The organism is Streptomyces lavendofoliae (assembly GCF_014649735.1).
Lineage (GTDB): Bacteria > Actinomycetota > Actinomycetes > Streptomycetales > Streptomycetaceae > Streptomyces > Streptomyces lavendofoliae.
This window is the reverse complement of sequence record NZ_BMTP01000016.1, coordinates 110,777-127,855: the sequence shown is the minus strand read 5'-3', so window position 1 is coordinate 127,855 and position 17,079 is coordinate 110,777. Positions and strand designations below refer to the sequence as shown.

At 73.2% G+C, this 17,079-nt stretch carries 10 protein-coding genes; 9 read left to right on the top strand and 1 reads right to left on the bottom strand.

Annotated elements, in window-relative coordinates; translation table 11 throughout:
- Positions 1-17: 17 nt before the first annotated feature.
- The 7 genes from IE109_RS26720 to IE109_RS26690 all read left to right on the top strand — a co-directional run bounded on the left by IE109_RS26720 (position 18) and on the right by IE109_RS26690 (position 14,550).
- On the top strand, positions 18-7,400 hold the full coding sequence (locus IE109_RS26720; RefSeq protein ID WP_189553909.1) for a type I polyketide synthase: 7,383 nt from the start codon (positions 18-20) through the stop codon (positions 7,398-7,400).
- 45 nt (positions 7,401-7,445) lie between these two features.
- Positions 7,446-8,312 carry an ATP-dependent sacrificial sulfur transferase LarE gene (gene larE / locus IE109_RS26715; protein WP_229891579.1) on the top strand — a complete coding sequence of 289 codons (867 nt, stop codon included), beginning with the start codon at positions 7,446-7,448 and terminating at the stop codon, positions 8,310-8,312.
- The gene (larB, locus tag IE109_RS26710; protein ID WP_189553907.1) at positions 8,309-9,037 is read left to right on the top strand and encodes a nickel pincer cofactor biosynthesis protein LarB; all 729 of its coding nucleotides are present in this window, start codon (positions 8,309-8,311) and stop codon (positions 9,035-9,037) included. Before larE ends, larB begins: the two co-directional genes overlap by 4 nt.
- On the top strand, positions 9,034-10,335 hold the full coding sequence (larC, locus tag IE109_RS26705) for a nickel pincer cofactor biosynthesis protein LarC (RefSeq protein WP_229891577.1): 1,302 nt from the start codon (positions 9,034-9,036) through the stop codon (positions 10,333-10,335). Before larB ends, larC begins: the two co-directional genes overlap by 4 nt.
- Positions 10,335-12,266: an HAD family hydrolase gene (locus IE109_RS26700; RefSeq protein WP_189553906.1), complete on the top strand. Its 1,932-nt coding sequence runs from the start codon at positions 10,335-10,337 to the stop codon at positions 12,264-12,266. The genes larC and IE109_RS26700 overlap by 1 nt, the downstream gene beginning before the upstream one ends.
- Positions 12,263-13,840: an NPN-dependent hydroxyacid isomerase, LarAH14/15/16 family gene (gene larAH, locus IE109_RS26695; RefSeq protein ID WP_189553905.1), complete on the top strand. Its 1,578-nt coding sequence runs from the start codon at positions 12,263-12,265 to the stop codon at positions 13,838-13,840. The genes IE109_RS26700 and larAH overlap by 4 nt, the downstream gene beginning before the upstream one ends.
- A gap of 107 nt (positions 13,841-13,947) precedes the next feature.
- Positions 13,948-14,550: a lysophospholipid acyltransferase family protein gene (locus tag IE109_RS26690; protein ID WP_229891576.1), complete on the top strand. Its 603-nt coding sequence runs from the start codon at positions 13,948-13,950 to the stop codon at positions 14,548-14,550.
- Positions 14,551-14,816: 266 nt separating this feature from the next.
- Here the strand turns inward: IE109_RS26690 and IE109_RS26685 are convergent, their stop codons facing one another.
- Positions 14,817-15,695 (bottom strand): NAD(P)-dependent oxidoreductase, encoded by an 879-nt coding sequence (locus IE109_RS26685; protein WP_189553903.1) that lies wholly within the window; start codon positions 15,693-15,695, stop codon positions 14,817-14,819.
- Between the two features lie 136 nt (positions 15,696-15,831).
- Here IE109_RS26685 and IE109_RS26680 point away from each other — a divergent pair, with 136 nt between their 5' ends.
- Both IE109_RS26680 and IE109_RS26675 read left to right on the top strand, forming a co-directional pair.
- The gene (locus tag IE109_RS26680) at positions 15,832-16,194 is read left to right on the top strand and encodes a winged helix-turn-helix transcriptional regulator (protein WP_189553902.1); all 363 of its coding nucleotides are present in this window, start codon (positions 15,832-15,834) and stop codon (positions 16,192-16,194) included.
- Positions 16,195-16,709: 515 nt separating this feature from the next.
- Positions 16,710-17,033, top strand: a complete 324-nt coding sequence (locus IE109_RS26675; protein WP_189553901.1) for a hypothetical protein — start codon at positions 16,710-16,712, stop codon at positions 17,031-17,033.
- Positions 17,034-17,079: the final 46 nt, after the last annotated feature.

Sequence of the window (17,079 nt, the reverse complement as noted above, 5' to 3'; positions counted from 1 at the left end):
TCGACCGGAGACCGCACTTGCGTCAGCACCGCCAGCCGCCCCACGAGACCGGATCCTCCGTCGCGATCATCGGCGCCTCGTGCCGCCTCCCCGGCAGCATCCGCACTCCGGAAGACCTCTGGACCGTGCTCGCCGTCGGCCGCGACGTAGTGACCGAAGTGCCCGACGACCGCTTCCCCGCCGCCGACTTCGCCGATGTCCGCCGACGACGGCCGGGCAGGAGCTACACGGTGGCCGGCGGCTTCCTGGACGACATCACCGGGTTCGACACCTCGTACTTCACCGGTGTCTCCCCCCGGGAGGCATCCCGGATGGACCCCCAGCAGCGCCTGCTGCTGGAGCTGGCCGTCGAGGCCCTCGACGACGCCGGGGTCGACTCCGGCCGGACCCGGGGGTCGGACACCGCCGTCTTCGTCGGCTGCTCCAGCCGGGACTACGGCGAACTGCAGTCCTGCCGACCGGAGTCGGGCAACCCGTACACCATCACCGGCATGGCCGGCTGCAACGTCGCCAACCGGGTCTCCCACCTCTTCGACTGGCACGGGCAGAGCGTCGTGGTGGACACCGCCTGCTCCTCCGCCCTGACCGCCGTGCACCAGGCGTACGAGCACCTGCTCTCCGGACGCTCGCGCACCGCGCTCGCCGGCGGCGTCAACATCCTGATCAATCCGCAGGGGTTCGCCGCCTTCTCCCAGGCGTCGATGCTCTCGCCGACCGGTCGCTGCCGCGCCTTCTCCGCCGACGCCGACGGTTTCGTACGAGCGGAGGGCGGCGGCATCGTCCTGCTGAAGCGGCTGGCCGACGCGCTGGCCGACGGCGACCGGATCCACGGGGTGATCGCCGGCACCGGAACCAACAACGACGGCCGGACGCCCGGGCTCGCACTGCCGAGCGCAGCGGCCCAGGAGGCACTGCTTCGCGAGGTGTACGCGCGGTGCGGCGTCGCACCCGACCAGCTGGCCTACCTGGAGGCACACGGCACGGGCACCCAGGTGGGCGACCCGATCGAGTGCGAGGCGATCGGCCGGGCTCTGGGAGTCGCCCGTACGACGGGTGGGCTGCCCGTCGGGTCGGTCAAGAGCAACATCGGTCACCTGGAGGCCGGCTCCGGCATCGCCGGACTGCTCAAGGCGATGCTCGTGCTCCGGCACCGCGCCATCCCCGCGAGCCTGCACGCCGAACCCCTCAACCCGGCCATCGACTTCGATGCCTGGAACATCCGCCCGGTGGTACGGGCCGAGCCGCTGGCCGCCGACGGCCGGCCGTACGCGGGTGTCAACTCCTTCGGTTTCGGCGGGGCCAACGCGCACGTGGTCCTGGCGGCTCCCCCCGAGCCGCAGGACGGCATGCCCGCCGCGCCCGCCACGCCGACCGGGCGCGTGCCGGTCGTCGTCTCGGCACGCACCGCCGACGCGTTGCGCGCGGCGGCCGACCGGATGGCGGAGCGGCTGGAGTTCGCGGAGCCGGGGGAGTTCTACGACGTGGCGTACACCTCGGCGGTGCGGCGCGGGCGCCACGAGTACCGCGCCGCCGTGCTGGCGGCGGACGGGGCGGAGGCGGCCGAACGGCTGTACGCGGTGGCGGGCGGTGAGGAGCCGCCGGTCCAGGCGGTCCAGGGCAAAGTGGCGTTCGCGTTCTCCGGGAACGGCTCCCAGTGGCACGGCATGGCGGCGGATCTCCTGCGCCACGAACCCGTCTTCCGCGCCGCGGTGGAGGAGACCGACGCCGTACTCGGCCCCTTGCTCGGTTGGTCCGTCGTCCGGGAGCTTGCGGGTGACGAGGACCGGTTGCGGCTGACAGAGGTCGCCCAGCCACTGCTGTTCGCCGTGCAGGTCGGCCTCGTCCGCCTGCTGGCGTCGCACGGCGTCCGCCCGGACGCCGTCGTCGGCCACAGTGTCGGTGAGATCGCCGCGGCCCATGTCTCCGGCGCCCTGGACCTGGGGGCGGCCTGCCGGGTGGTCGCCGAACGCAGCCGGGCACAGGCGCTCACGGCCGGCCTGGGCCGGATGGCTGCCGCGGGTCTGTCACCCGAGGACGCGGAGAAGGAGATCGCCGCCTACGGGGACCGACTGGAAGTCGCCGGTATCAACAGTCCGACCGACGTGACGCTCGCCGGTGATCCGCGGGCGCTCGCGCGACTGGGCCATGAGCTGTCCGCACGTGAGGTCTTCTTCCGCGAACTCGACCTCGACTATGCCTTTCACAGCAGGGCCATGGACCGCGCCGAGGAACCGCTGCGGGCCGCGCTCGGCCGGCTCACCCCCACGGCCCACCGCGTCCCTTTCGTCTCCACGGTCACGGGCGGTCCGGTGCGGGGGGAACTGCTCGGTCCGGACTACTGGTGGCGCAACGTCCGGGAGCCGGTGCTCTTCGCGGACGCCGTGCGGGCTCTCGTCGACGACGGCTGCGGGGTCTTCGTCGAGATCGGGCCGCACACGGTCCTCACCCCGTACCTGCGCCGGCTGGTGCCCGCCGGAAGCCCGGTGGGAACCTGCCGGCGCGGCAGGGACGGCACCGAGACCGTGCGCGCGGCGGTCGCGCGACTGCTGGCCATGGGGGTCCGCGCCGACGACCACTACTTCCCCCGCCCCGGAAGGGTCGTGTCACTGCCCGCCTACCCCTGGCAGCGGGAACGCCACTGGAACGGGTCGCCCGACTGGTGGGCTCAGGTACCCCAGGACAAGACCCTGGTCCATCCGCTGCTGGGCCGACGGGCGGCGGTCGCCGAACCGACCTGGCACCAGACCGTAGGCGCGCTGCGGCTCCCCTGGCTGTACGACCACACGGTCGACGACGCGGTGGTCATGCCCGGAACCGCCTATCTGGAAGCCGCGCTGGCCGCCGGCCGGGCCGTTCACGCGGCGGCCGCCGAGGTCACCGACCTCGACATCGTCCGCCCGCTCGTCCTCCCCCGGGACGACGAGCCCGGCGAGGTCCTGCTGCAGACCTCCCTCGGGGCGGAAGACGGCCTGGTTCGCGTCGCCTCCCGCGCCGGCGATGCACCGGACTGGCAGATCCACGCACGCGGACGGGTACGCCGCCTGCTCGCCGCCCGGCCCGCCCCACTCGACGTGGACGGCGTGCGTGAGCGGCTCACCGGGCCGAGGATCGACGCGCGGCGCCACTACGCCCGGGCGGCGGATGCCGGGCTGGCATACGGACCGCGCTTCCAGGTGCTCACCGAACTGCGCGCCGGAGAGGCGGAGGTGCTCGCCGACTACACCTACGCGGTCCCCCAGGAGGAGACGGCTTTCGAAGCACACCCCACCGTCCTCGACGGTGCGCTGCAGGCGGCCTCGCCCCTCATCGCGCACCTGCCGGGTGAGCGAAGGGCCTATGTGCCCACGGCCGTCGGCGCCGTACGGGTCTGGGCCTCCCCCGCCCCGCGTGGGCTGATCCACGTCCGCCTGGTCTCCCGTACCGCCCAGGACGTCGTGGTGGACGTCACCCTCACGGACGAGGACGGCGGGGTGACGGCGGAGTTGACCGGCTGCCGCCTGCACGGCGTGGCCTCGGACCACGGCCACGGCACGCCGCGGACACTCGTTCCGGTGCTGCGCGCAGCGCCGCGCGCCGGTGACCTGCCCCCCGGCGACACCGTCCCCCTGCCGGCCCCCGGGGAGCTCGTCGCCGCGACCCGGTCGGAGCGAGCGGCTCTGGAAAAGGGCTCCGACGACCGCTACGCCTCGTTCGTCCCGCTGATCAAGGAGACGGTGGGGCACTGGGCGGCCCGCGCCTTCGACGAACTCGTCCCCGATGGGGCCGACTGCGATGTGGCCACCCTGCTGGCGGCGGGAGTGCGACCGAAGTACGCCCCCTACCTGAGGCTGTTGCTGAACCTGTCGCAGAAGGCGGGTCTCGTCGAGTCCGCCGGCGGGCGCCTACGGCGTACGGGGACACCCCGCCCGCTGGAGCTCACGCGCACCTGTGTGGAGCGCCACCCGGAGTGGATCTCGGCCATCGCGGTGTACAACCGGTGCGGTACGCACCTGACGGACGTGCTGCGCGGTGATGCCGATCCTCGTGAGCTGTTGTTCTCCGAGGCCGATCGTCACCATGTGGAGGCGTTCTACACCGACACGCCCCAGCAGCGCCTGCAGGGCCGTTACGCCCGTGCCCTGCTGGCCGAGGCGGTCCGGCACTGGCCGGCCGACAGGCCGTTGCGCGTCCTGGAGGTCGGTGCGGGCACCGGCGGTACCACCGGCGTGCTGCTGCCGGTCCTCCCGCCCCACCTCAGCCGGTACGTCTACACGGACGTCTCCGCCGCGTTCTTCCCGCGCGCCCGGGCCAGGTTCGCCGGGTATGACTTCGTCGAGTACCGCACGCTCGACCTGGAAGGCGATCCGATCGAGCAGGGGTTCTCCCGGGGCGAGTTCGACGTGGTCGTGGCGGCGAACGTGTTGCACGCCACCAGCGATCTGCGGGCCACCGTCGGCCGGGTCGGCACCCTGCTGGCGGACGGCGGAATCCTGTTGGCGTTGGAGAGTCACGACGACGAGGTCGTCGGTCCCTGCTTCGGGCTCCTGGACGGCTTCTGGTCCTTCACCGACGAGGACGTGCGAACGACACCTCTGCTGCCCCGGGAGGAATGGGCCCCGCTGCTCGAGGGCTGCGGGTTCGGCGAGGTGACGCAGATCGGCAGCGCGTGCCCCGTCGCCCGGGGCGACTACTCGGTGCTGCTCGCGCGCCACCGGTCCGGGCAGACCTCCGCCGACCGGCCGCCGGCCACCGGATCGGGGACCCGGTGGCGCATCGTCTGCGAGCGGCGGACCGCTCGGCTCGGGGCGGCGCTCTGCGACGCGCTGACGGCCGCGGGCGCCGCCGAGGCCGTGGCGAGCACGGCCCCCGACGGCTGGTACGGCGAGGTCCGGTTCCCGGACCACCGTCCGGACGGAGTGGTCCTGCTGTTCGACGACGAGCCGGCCGAGGACGGGACGGGTGCGGTCACCACCCGCCGGGCGGGGCTGATCCGGGCCGCGGCGGCCGCGGCGGCGGACCGCGGCCTGTGGCTGGTGACCGGGGACACGGGCTTGTCCCCGGCGCCCGGCCGGGCCGGAGATCCCGCGAACGCCGCTCTGTGGGGGGTGGCACGGGTGGTGGCCAACGAACGGCCCGGATCGGCAGTACGGCGGCTGTCCCTCACCCGTTCGCCGGACGTGGCCACCGACGCGCGACGGCTCGCCGCGGAGATCCTCGACGGCGGCTCCGAGGACGAGATCGTCCTCGCGGCGGGTGGCCGCTTCGTGCCCCGACTGGCCGACTGCACGCCGCGGGTACGGCCGGCGGAGGGGCCCTGCGCACTGCGACTGCGCGCACCCGGTACCGGGCACCGCCTCGTCTGGGCGCCGGCACCGCGGATGGCGGCGGGCCCGGGTGAGATCGTGATTCGGGTGCGCGCGTCCGCGCTGAACTACCGCGACGTGATGCTCGCGGCAGGACTGCTGCCGCCGGGTGCCGAGCCCCCGGTGCCGGGAGGCCCGGCGCTGGGGCTGGAGTGCGCCGGCGACGTCGTCGACGTGGGACCGGGCGTGACCGGACGTGCCGTGGGTGACCGGGTGTTCGCCTTCGGGCACGGCACGATGGCCTCACACGTCCGCGTACGCGTCGAGCAGAGCGGATCCATCCCTGACGGCATGTCCTACGGTGAGGCGGCCACCCTGCCCGCCGTGTACCTCACCGTCCAGCACAGCCTTGAGCGCCTGGCCGGGCTGGCGGCGGGAGAGACCCTCCTCGTCCACGGCGGAGCGGGCGGTGTCGGTCTCGCGGCGTTGCGGTACGCGCGGAACGCGGGTGCGCGTGTCATCGCCACCGCCGGGTCGCCGGTCAAGCGGGACCTGCTGCGTACCCTCGGCGTCGACCACGTGCTGGACTCCCGGAGCCTGGCTTTCGCCGACAGGGTGAAGGAGATCACCGGCGGAGAGGGTGTCGACGTGGTGCTGAACTCCCTCGCGGGAGAGGCGATCGCCCGTGGACTGGAGTGTCTGCGGCCCGGCGGGCGTTTCGTCGAACTCGGCAAGCGGGACATCTACGCCAACCAGCCGCTTCTGATGCGACCGTTCCGCAACAACCTGGCCTACTACGCCGTGGACATCACCCGCTTGGTCGCGGACGCCCCTCAGGCGTCGGCCACGGCGTTCGCGCGGGTGACCGAACGGGTGGGTGACGGCACCTACTCACCCCTGCCGCACCAGACCTTCCCCGCCACCCGCGTCGGCGAGGCGCTACGGACCCTGCGGCACTCCCGTCATCTGGGCAAGGTCGTGGTCGCCTTCGACCCGGACGAGCCGATGCCGGTGGAACAGCCCGACGCCCTCGCGGCGCTCGATCCCTCGGCGACCTACCTCGTCACCGGTGGCCTGGGCGGTTTCGGCGCGGCCACCGCCCGTCATCTCGTCCGGCGCGGAGCCCGCCGCCTCGCCCTGGTCGGCCGCCGGGGCGGCGCCTCACCGCAGGCGCCCGCGCTGCTGGAGGAGCTGGCCGGCCAGGGAGTCGATGCCCTGGCGTACGCCGTCGACGTCACCGACCCGGACGCCATGCGGCGGGTCCTCGAAGAGGCCGACGCCTCGGGCCGCCCGGTGCGGGGGGTCGTTCACGGCGCCATGCACCTGGACGACGCCCCGCTCGACGAACTGACGGAGGAGCGGTTCGCCGCGGTGCTCACGCCCAAGGTCCACGGTGCTTCGGTGCTGGACGCCCTGACCCGCGACCGCGACCTGGACTTCTTCGTCGTCTACTCCTCGGTCGCCGGGCTGGTCGGCAATCTCCATCAAGCGCCCTACGCGGCCGCCAACCTGTACCTGGAGTCACTCGTCCGGGCGCGCCGCGCCGCCGGGTTGCCCGGTACGGCGGTCGCTTGGGGCGGCATCGGGGAAACGGGCTACGTCGCGCGCAACAACCTCGGGGAGACCATGGCCCGTTCGGGACTGGGCCTGCTCCCGCCGGAAGCGGCGTGCGCGGCCCTGGACCAGGTGCTGGCCCGGGGTGAGGAAACGGCCGTGGTCGGCCTGACGGACTGGGACCGGATGGCGCGGATGCTGCCCGCGTTGCGCGCGCCGCGCTTCGCGGCGCAGCTGGCCGATCGGGAGGCGACCTCGCAGGGAACCGGCGCCGAGGACTTCCGGGACCGGCTGGCCAAGGCCGGCACCGCCGAGGAACGAACCGCGCTGATCTCGGACACGCTCGCGGGACTGGTGGCGTCGGTGCTGCAGACCACGCCGGACCGCGTCGACCGCGCGGCCGACCTCGCGGACCTCGGCATCGACTCGCTGATGGGCACCGAGCTGAAGGTCGCCCTGCACCGGGGAACCGGCTACGACCTGCCCTTCATGGAACTCATGGCCGCCCGCAGCATCGACGGCCTCACCGAACGTCTCGCCCGCGCCCTGCACCGGGCGTCCTGAACAGACAAGGCACGACGCGATATGACCCGCACGCCTCAAAAAGAAGTGCCTCCCGAACAGCTCGCGGAAGCCCTGCTGACCGCCGTCCGCCGGCTGGACGGTCTGGTCGTCGCCTTCTCCGGTGGGGTGGACTCCACCGTCGTCCTCGCCGCGGCCGTACGGGCCCTGGGACCACGGCGGACCCTCGCGGCGACGGCCGACTCCCCGGCTCTGGCCAGGGACGAACTCGCCCTGGCCCGACGTACCGCGGCGGAGCTGGGCGCCGAGCTCGCGGTCCTCGCCACGGACGAGCTCGCGGTGCCGGGCTACCGGGCCAACCAGGGAGACCGCTGCTACTTCTGCAAGCGGACCGTGCTCTCGCGTGTCGCCGATCTGGCCGCGGAGCGCGGGTACGCCCACGTGGCGACCGGCACCCACGCCGACGACCGGCGCTCCGCCCACCGCCCCGGCCTCCGCGCCGCCGGCGAGCTGGGTGTCGTGGAGCCGCTCGTGACAGCCGGCCTGGGCAAGGCCGGGGTCAGGGCGGTGGCCCGTGCCTGGGGTCTGCCGGTCGCCGACAAGCCCGGTTCTCCGTGCCTGGCCTCCCGGGTCGCGGTGGGCGTACCGGTCAGCCGTGAACGGCTGGCGCTGATCGAGCACGCGGAGGCGGCCGTCCGGACGTTCCTCGACGGGCGCCTCGTGGAGGCCCGCGACGTGCGCGTCCGGCTCCTGCCCGAGGGGTTCCGGATCGAGGTCGACGCCGTCGTCCACCAGTGGCTGGAGCGGCGTCCGGCCGAGGCGAACGCCCTGCTCGGCCGGATCGCCCGGATGGCACGCACCGGTGACGGCACCATCGCCGAATACCGCTCGGGCGCGGTGAGCACCCTCACCGCCCTCGCCGGCCGGACCCGGCGGGAGGCGGTGCGGCCGTGACCGACTCCGACGCCCTCACCGCCCTGCTGGACTGCGAGGTCCACCGGACCGGGGACTTCGCCCGCCTCGACGCCTCGCGGCGACGCCGCACGGGGGTGCCCGAGGTGGTGTTCGCCCAGTCCAAGTCACCGGAGCAGACCCTGCGGCTGCTCGCCGAGTTGCGGGAGCGTGATCCGGGCTCGCCCGCCCTGGCCACCCGCTGCCCGGACGCCGTCCTGGAGACCGCGCCCAGCCGGTTCACCGGAGTTCCGGTGCATGTCGACCACCTCGCCCGCACCGTCGCCGTGGGCCACCTTCCCGCACCTCGTGGCACGGTGGCCGTCCTCACCGCCGGCACGACCGACCTGCCGGTCGCCCGCGAGGTGCTCGCGACACTCGCGGTGCTCGGAGCCGGGGCCGACCTCGTCGACGACGTCGGCGTGGCGGGCCTGGGCCGGCTGCTCGCACAGCTGCCCCGGGTGCGTGACGCCGACGTCGTCATCGTCGTCGCCGGGATGGACGGAGCTCTGCCCAGCGTGGTGACCGGGCTGGTCCGCGCCCCCGTGATCGGCGTCCCCACCAGCGTCGGATACGGCGTCGCCGCGGGCGGCCTGGCCGCCGCCGTGTCGATGCTGTCCTCGTGCGCACCCGGGCTGACCGTCGTCAACATCGACAACGGCTTCGGCGCCGCCTCCCACGCGGCGAAGATCGTCGCCGCGGTGCACGGTCGCGGGGCGGAGCGGTGACGGCCCCCGCCCGCGCGGTCGCCCACGTCGACTGCACCGCCGGCGTGGCGGGCGACATGCTCCTCGGCGCCCTCATCGACGCGGGCGCGCGCACCGAGGCCGTGGGAGAGGGGGTGCGCTCCCTCGGTGTGCCCGGGCTCGACATCTCGGTGGAGCGGGCCAGGCGCGGGGGATTCGCGTGTGCGCGCGTGCACGTCACCCGGCCGCCCGTACCGGACCGCGCCCGGCACCTGCCCGACATCCTGGACCACCTCACCGCCGCCACCGGCCTCGGCCCGGCGGCGGTCACGTTCGCCACCCGCGTGTTCGAGCTCCTCGCCCGCGCCGAGGCCACCGCTCACGGCACGACGCCCGACCGGGTGCACTTCCACGAGGTGGGGGCGTACGACGCCTTGGCCGACGCCGTCGGCTGTGCCGCGGCGCTGGACGACCTCGGGCTGCTGGCCCCGGACGCCACGGTGACCTGCTCCGCGCTGGCCGCGGGCAGCGGCAGCGTCGACTGCGCGCACGGACGCGTGCCCGTGCCCGTCCCCGCGGTCCTGCACATCGCGGCCGAGACGGGGTTGCCGCTCACCGGCGGCGATCTGGCGGGCGAGCGTACGACGCCGACCGGCGCCGCGCTCCTGGGCGCGCTGGCCGTGCCGCGGCCGGCTCACCCCATGACCGTACGAGCCGTGGGGGTCGGAGGCGGGCGGCGGGACACCCCCGACCGCCCGAACGTCACCCGGGTCGTGATCGGGCAGACCTCCGCGGAGGAAGCCCGTCCCGGCCACGACGAGGTGCTGGTGGTGGAGAGCACCGTGGACGACCTCGACCCCCGGTTGTGGCCGTCCGTCCTGCGCGCCCTGCGTGCGGCGGGCGCCTGGGACTGCTGGACCAGCGAGATCGTGGCCCGGCACGGCCGGCCCGGCCGTCTGGTCACCGCGCTGTGCCCGGGCCCGCTCCGCGACGCCGTCGCCGACGCCCTCTTCCGCCACACCACCACCCTCGGTGTGCGCTGGTCCGTCCACCAGCGCCTGGTGCTGCCACGACACTCGGTCGCCGTCAGCGTGGGGCCCCCGGGCGGGGGCCATTCCGTCCAGGTGAAGGTCGCCGAGCGGCCGGACGGGACGCTCTCCTGTCAGCCCGAACTGTCCGACGCCGAGCGAGCCGCGGTCGCCCTCGGCTGGCCCGTCCGGACCGTGTGCGAGGCGGCGGCGACGTCCTGGCGCGAGGGCCGGATCGCGGGTCCGCCCCCTCCCCGGTCGTCCGCGGACCCCCTGGCCGCGTCACCGTCCACGGAGGGGCCTGTCCTCTGATGCCCCGCACCTACCGGGTCGGCGACCTGAACGGCACACGCGTCCTGCTGACCGGCGCGGACGAGCGGCTCGAACTCGCCCTCCTGGAGCGCCTGTCCACGGCACACCCCGGCTGCCACGTCAGCGTGGCGGAACCCGGACCGACCCTCGCCGGCCCGCTGGACGTGATCATCCACTGTGCCCCGGCACTCGAGCCGCCCTTCTGCCCGGACACCGCGTTCGCCAGGCATGTACTGCCGCTCCCCGAGCTGTACCATCGCCTGCCCGCACAGCCCGGTCCACCGCATTTGCTGTTCGTGTCCCTCGCCGCCTATTCCGGCACCGAACGCGGCACGGTCCCGGAGAGCCGATGGGAGCACGACGCCGACTGGCGGGCCGAACTCGCTCTGGCACGCGCGGCCCGCGAGGAAGCCGAGCGCTCCTCCCACCGGCCCGTGCCGGCCCGGAGGCGCCTGCGCGCGGCCCGACGCGCCCACCGTACGGCGGGGCCACGCATCGTGGCGCGGGAGGCTGAGTCCCTGCGCCGGGCCTGGGTCCACCGGCGGCTGCGTGAGCAGGGCGAGAGCCGGGCTCGTGCACTGGGCATGTCCGACACCGCGGCACTGGCCGCCGCGCTGGCCGAACGAGCCGCCGAGGAGCTCTGGGGGGAACACCGGCTGACGATCCTGCGCCCGTCCCTGATCGGCCCCGCCCTGCGCCGCCCCTACCCCGGCTGGTCGGAGGGGCGAGCGATGACGTACCCGCCGGAGGTGGCGTCCGTGTCGGGGCCCGGCGCAGTGGTGGACATCGTGCCGGCGGACCTGGTGGCCGACGCGGTCCTGGCCGCTGCCGCCACGGCGCCGAAGCCCGGCAGACCGCACTACTTCCATTTCGGGGCGGGCACGGCCGTTCCGCCCTGGCGGGGACAGGAGCGCGACCGGCCGCACCGGAGTCCCGGCCCGCGCGGCGTCTACGTACCGTCCCACGTCGGTTACGACGACCGGGAGATGACGGCGCTCCGTGAGGCGGCGGCGCCCTCGGGGCTGTACGACTTCGACGTGCGCTCGATCGACTGGCGCACGTATCCGGACGCGGTGCGTCAGGCACGGGCGGCGCGGCGCCTCGGCGAGCCGGTCGCACGGAAGGACGCCCTCTCAGTGCGACCCGGCCCGCTGACCCGGGCGGACGGGGCGAGTGCCGTCTTCGACCTGGACGGCACGGTACTGGCCTCCGACCTGGTGGAGTCGTACGTGTGGACGCGCCTCGCGCTGCTCCCACGCCGGGCCTGGCCGGCGGAGCTGATGTCGCTGGCGCGCGACCTGCCGGGCTATCTGATGGCCGAACGGCGAGGCAGGTCCGACTTCGTCCACGCCTTCCTCCGCCGCTACGCGGGAACCGGGGAGGCCGTCCTGCGCGAGGTGGTCCTGAAGACCGTCGGCGACGCACTGCTGCACCGGGTCCGGCCCCGGGCCGTGCGCCGGATCCGGGAACACCGGGCCGCCGGTCACCGCACGATCCTGGTCACCGGCACCCCCGAGCCTCTGGTCGCACCGCTGCGCCCGCTGTTCGACGATGTGGCGGCCTCCCGTCTGCACACCCGGGAGGGCGTCATGACGGGCGCCCTGGCCGCTCCTCCTCCGGTGGGAGAAGCACGCGCCCTGTGGCTCAACCGCTACGCCACCGACCACGGACTGGACCTGGCGCGCGCGTACGGATACGCCGACAGCTATTCGGACCGGGCCTTCCTCGAAAGCGTGGGCCGGCCCTGCGCGGTCGACCCCGACGCCCGGCTGCTCCGTCACGCCGTACGCCACCGCTGGCCGGTGGCCCGCTGGGGCGCCCACACCGCCGGCCGCTGGACGGCGCTCGCAGCGGCGGTGCCGCCGGCGGGCGACCGCACTCCCCCACCCGCGGGGCGGCCCGCGCCCCCCACCTCGAAGGATACGCAGTGAGCAAGCCAGGCTTCGTCCTCGACGTCGATGAACGGACCGCCCCTACCCTGTTGTTCGAGGGTGAGAACGTCCGCGTCCAACGGCTTCCTCCAGGCAGCCGGGTGATCTATCCGCCGGCCTCACTGCCCGGCATCCAGGACGTGGACGCCGCGATCCGGCACGCACTGCTGCACCCGCACGGCATCGAACCCCTGCCCGAGCTGCTCCAGCCGGGGATGCGGCTGACCATCGTCTTCGACGACGTGTCCCTTCCGCTGCCCTCGATGTGCCGGCCGGACATCCGGGGCCGTGTCATCGAACACGTCCTGGAACTCGCCGCCCGGCGAGGCGTGGAGGACATCGAACTCATCGTGGCGAACGCCCTGCACCGCAGAATGACGCCCTCCGAACTCCGACACGTCGTGGGCGAGCGCGTGTTCCGTGCCTACTTCCCCGAGCGTCTGCGCAACCACGACGCGGAAGACCACGACAACCTCGTCCACCTGGGCCTGACCGGCGCGCACGAGGACGTCGAGATCAACCGCCGAGCGGCCGAGAGCGATCTGCTGGTGTACGTCAACGTCAACCTGATCGCCCTCAACGGCGGCCCCAAGTCCGTGTCGGTGGGCCTCGCCAGCTACCGCAGTCTGCGCCACCACCACAACACGCACACGCTGCGCCACTCCCGCTCCTTCAACGATCCTCCCAACTCGGCGCTCCACCGTTCCTTTCATCGCATGCACGACGTCATCGGCGGGCAGGTGAAGATCTTCTCGGTCGAGACGACGGTCAACGGCGACTCCTTTCCCACCGCGATGACCTTCCTCAACAAACACGAGTGGCAGTGGAACGCCGTCGACCGAGCGGGCTTCCTCGGTGTGCGTCACGGCAACCGAATCCTGCCACCCACGCTTCGACGCCGCCTGCTGAACTCCCTCAAGGCGCCGTACGGCGTGACGGGAGTCAACGCGGGCACACCCACGGCCGTACATCCGCACACTCTGAAGAACGTGCATCGACAACAGGTCACGCGCATCGACGGCCAGGCGGACGTCGGGGTGTTCGGCGTGCCCTACGTAGGGCCGTACAACGTCAACTCGATCATGAACCCGGTGCTGGCGATGTGCATGGCGCTGGGCTACCTCTTCAACTTCTACCTGAACAAACCGATCGTGCGACGGGGCGGAGTGGCGATCTTCTTCCACCCCCTCCCCAAGGTCTTCCATCCGGTGCACCACCCGAGCTATATCGACTTCTTCGAGGAAGTGCTCAGCGCCACGACCGACCCGGAGGCGATGGAGACCGCGTACGAGGAGAAGTTCGCCTCCGACCCCTGGTACATCCATCAGTACCGGACCGGCTACGCCTTCCACGGTGTGCACCCGTTCTACATGTGGTACTGGGGTGCCCACGCCATGCAGCACCTGGGTGACGTCATCTTCGTCGGCGCCGACCCGGCCACGGCGAGCCGTATGGGCTTCCGTGCCGCACCGGACCTCGCCCAGGCCCTGGAGATGGCCGCCGACACCGTCGGCTCCAGCCCCAGCATCACCTGCCTGCACACGCCACCGATCACGATGGCCGACGTGCGGTGAGCAGCACGGAACGCGGCGAACCCCGTACCGGCGCTGCTGTTGTCGGGCGTCCGGGCGCTCCCACGGCGTGGGCGCGCACCCCGACGGCCCGACTCGTGCGGGAAGCCGTGCAGCGCTCCTTTCTCCGTCTGTGCGTCCAGGCATGCGCGCGGCCACTGGTCGACGGCGTCGGACACCTCGGGAAGCTCGACGGCCCCGCGGTGTTCGTCGCCAACCACAGCAGCCATCTGGACACCCCGCTCATCCTGGGTGCCCTGCCCCGGCACCTCGCCCGCCGTGTCGCCGTCGGAGCGGCGGCGGACTACTTCTTCGCCTCGCCCCTGACGGGGGCCGCCACGGCACTGGTGTTCAACGCCTTCCCCGTGCAGCGGGGTGCCGCTCGCCAGTGGCGCGGCGACGCGGAGCTGCTTCTCGGGCAGGGCTGGCACGTCCTGCTGTACCCGGAGGGCACCCGCTCACCGGACGGCAGCCTCGGGCCCTTCAAGACCGGAGCCGCCCGCCTCTGCCTGGAGGCCGGAGTGCCGTTCGTCCCGGTCGCACTGCGCGGAGCACATGCGGTGATACCGCGTGGCAGCCGGCTGCCTCGGCCGGACGGAACGAGGGTCCGGGTCCGCGTCGGCAGCCCGCTGCACCCGGTCGCGGGGGAGACTCCGCACATGTTGCGCGGCCGTATGAGGAGTGAGGTCGAGCGCTTGCTGTCCGCCGTCTGATCGGTGTCACTGCCTCTGTGCGGTATTCGCGTAGGGCAGATGCCCGCAACGGCGCTCCGCGGCGGGTGGACGTGGCCGGCAGGGCGACGCCGCTGACCGTGACCGGCGCGGAGGCCACCGCTGTCCTGCCGAGCGCAGCCGGCCGGCGAACCGGCCGTCTGCCGCAGTTCGTCGGCCAGCACCCGGCGGTGGGGGCGGTGAGCCGGTCGGCTTTCCTGCCCCCATCCGCAGGGCACGGCGGATGTCCGGTGGCCGCCGAGCCCCGGTCACGCGGCTGGATGCTTGATGCTTTCGATGATCCGGGCGAACCCCTCCGCCCCGTGGCCGGCGTCGACCTGGCGCTGGATGAGCCGCTGGACCATGGCGATCGGCTCGGCGCTCACTCCCTGCTCGGTGCTCGTCTCGATGAACAGCCCGAGGTTGGAGAACTCCAGGCTCTGCTGCCCCGGGACCGTGTAGTCCCCGCCGTCGATGACCTCGGCGTACCGCGCGAGCTCGCCGGTCATCGCGGTCAGCCACGGCGCGGCCATCTTCGCGAACCGACCCGCCGGCACCCCGGCCGGCGCGAGCATGGCCGCGCCGTGCATGAAGCCCGCGAACATCACGTACATCGACGACAGCAGCGCGAAGTCGTACAGCGACGCCAGCCCCGCGTCCTCGCCGTAGTAGGTACTGGTCCCCCACAGATCGAGCAGCGCCGCGTGCTCGCGGAACACCTCTTCCGAGCCGCTGTACAGGATCGCGGCCCCCGGCTGCCCGATCATGGACGGCACCGCCATGATGCCGCCGTCCAGGTACGAGATCCCGGCCTCGGCGGCCCAGGCGGCCAACTGCCGGGCCTGCTCGGGCTTGGTCGTGGTCACGTTGATCAGCGTCCGTCCGGCCAGGTCATCGACGAGTGGGTCGAGCACCTCGTGCACCGAGTCGTGGTCGAAGAGGCAGGTGATCAGCAGCCGGCTCGCCCGGACCGCCTCGGCGGCCGAGGCGGCCTCCGTCGCCCCCTGTGCGACAAGCTGGTCGGCCTTCCCCGCCGAGCGGTTCCAGACCGTGGTCCGAAGCCCGGCCTTCACCAGTGCCCCGGCGAGCGCGCCGCCCATCGCGCCGAGTCCGAGGACGCTCACATCGGTGTGGTGGTTCTCCGTCATGTCACTGCTCCGTCGAGTCGTTGCCGAATTCCTGGACGCCTCAATCCTCGGCCGGGCCACTAGAGTTGACCAGTACGGACTAATAAGTGCGGTACTCACCCCAAGGTGAGCACCCCCGGGTGACGCGGAGACTCGCATGGCGACATCGGCACGACAGGGCCCCTATTTCTGCGGGATCGACGCCGCGATGGACGTTGTCACCGGGAAGTGGAAGTCCCTGATCCTCTGGGAACTCCAGGAGCACGGAACGCGCCGCTTCGCGGAGCTGCGGCGCGGCCTTCCGGGTGTCAGCGAGAAGATGCTCGTCCAGCACCTGCGGGAGATGGAGGAGGACGGCCTGGTGAACCGCCGGGTGTACCCGGTGGTGCCGCCGAAGGTCGAGTACTCCCTGACGGAGCACGGCGTCTCCCTCAACGCCGCGCTGGAGTCCCTGGCGGTGTGGGGGCAGGAGCGGATCCAGCGGATCGGCGCGGACAAGATCACGGTCGAGGCCGCCTAGGGCGTGTCTTTCTGATCAGGCCGGATCAGGGAGCGGGGTCCGGTGCGTGCGGATGCGAGGCGGAGGAGGGAGCCACCGCGGAGCATCGGCGACCGACGGCAACGCCGCGGACGCGCGTGCCGGGGCACGCGAGCCCGGCAAGATCCGAAAGACACGCCCTAGGAGTACCGACAGGGCACGGGCGGTGGGCGGTGACCGGGGTCGAGCCGTCGACTCCGGGCTGAGGCGGTGAGCTCGTCGGTACGACGCGCCTCTCCGGGCACGTGCGCCGGATCGTACGGAGGGGGCCCGAGGCTCATCGGCCGTCCGGCGCGGCACCCGGCGCATCGTCCAAGACCGGGGTGGCCGGCGCGCGCAGGAGCCGCTCCTGGGTGGCCGCGGTGCGGTACCCGGGCGCGGGACCGCGCGATCGGGCGGCAGACCGACGGCCCGGAATCCCCGCTGTTAGGCTCCCGATCATGAAGACCAGGGGGAGAGGGCGACGTGCCTTGTGTGCGGCCGCCGCGCTCGCTTCGATGCTGAGTGCCTGCACTGAACAGGCGCCCGAGCCGAGGTTCGAGGACAAGCGTGCGACGCACCGCGACCGGCTGGAGGAGGCGGGGCGGAAGGCTCGCCGGGAGGCGCTGGCCATCCAGCGGCAGAAGCTGTCGTACGGTGTGCCGCCCGCCTCCTCGACCCCGACCGAGGACGAGTGCACGACGCGGTGGTCCGACCTCCAGCTGACGGAGGAGACACCCGGAGCGCGGAGCGTCTTCGTCTCGAACTGCTCGGGGTTCCCCACACCTGCGACGCCGGGGTACGCGGAGGCGGTGGCGGAGGCAGAGGCGTCAACGCCATGACGCGATCGGTTCGGTCCGCTCGCCGCGCGGCTGAGCGGGCCGAACC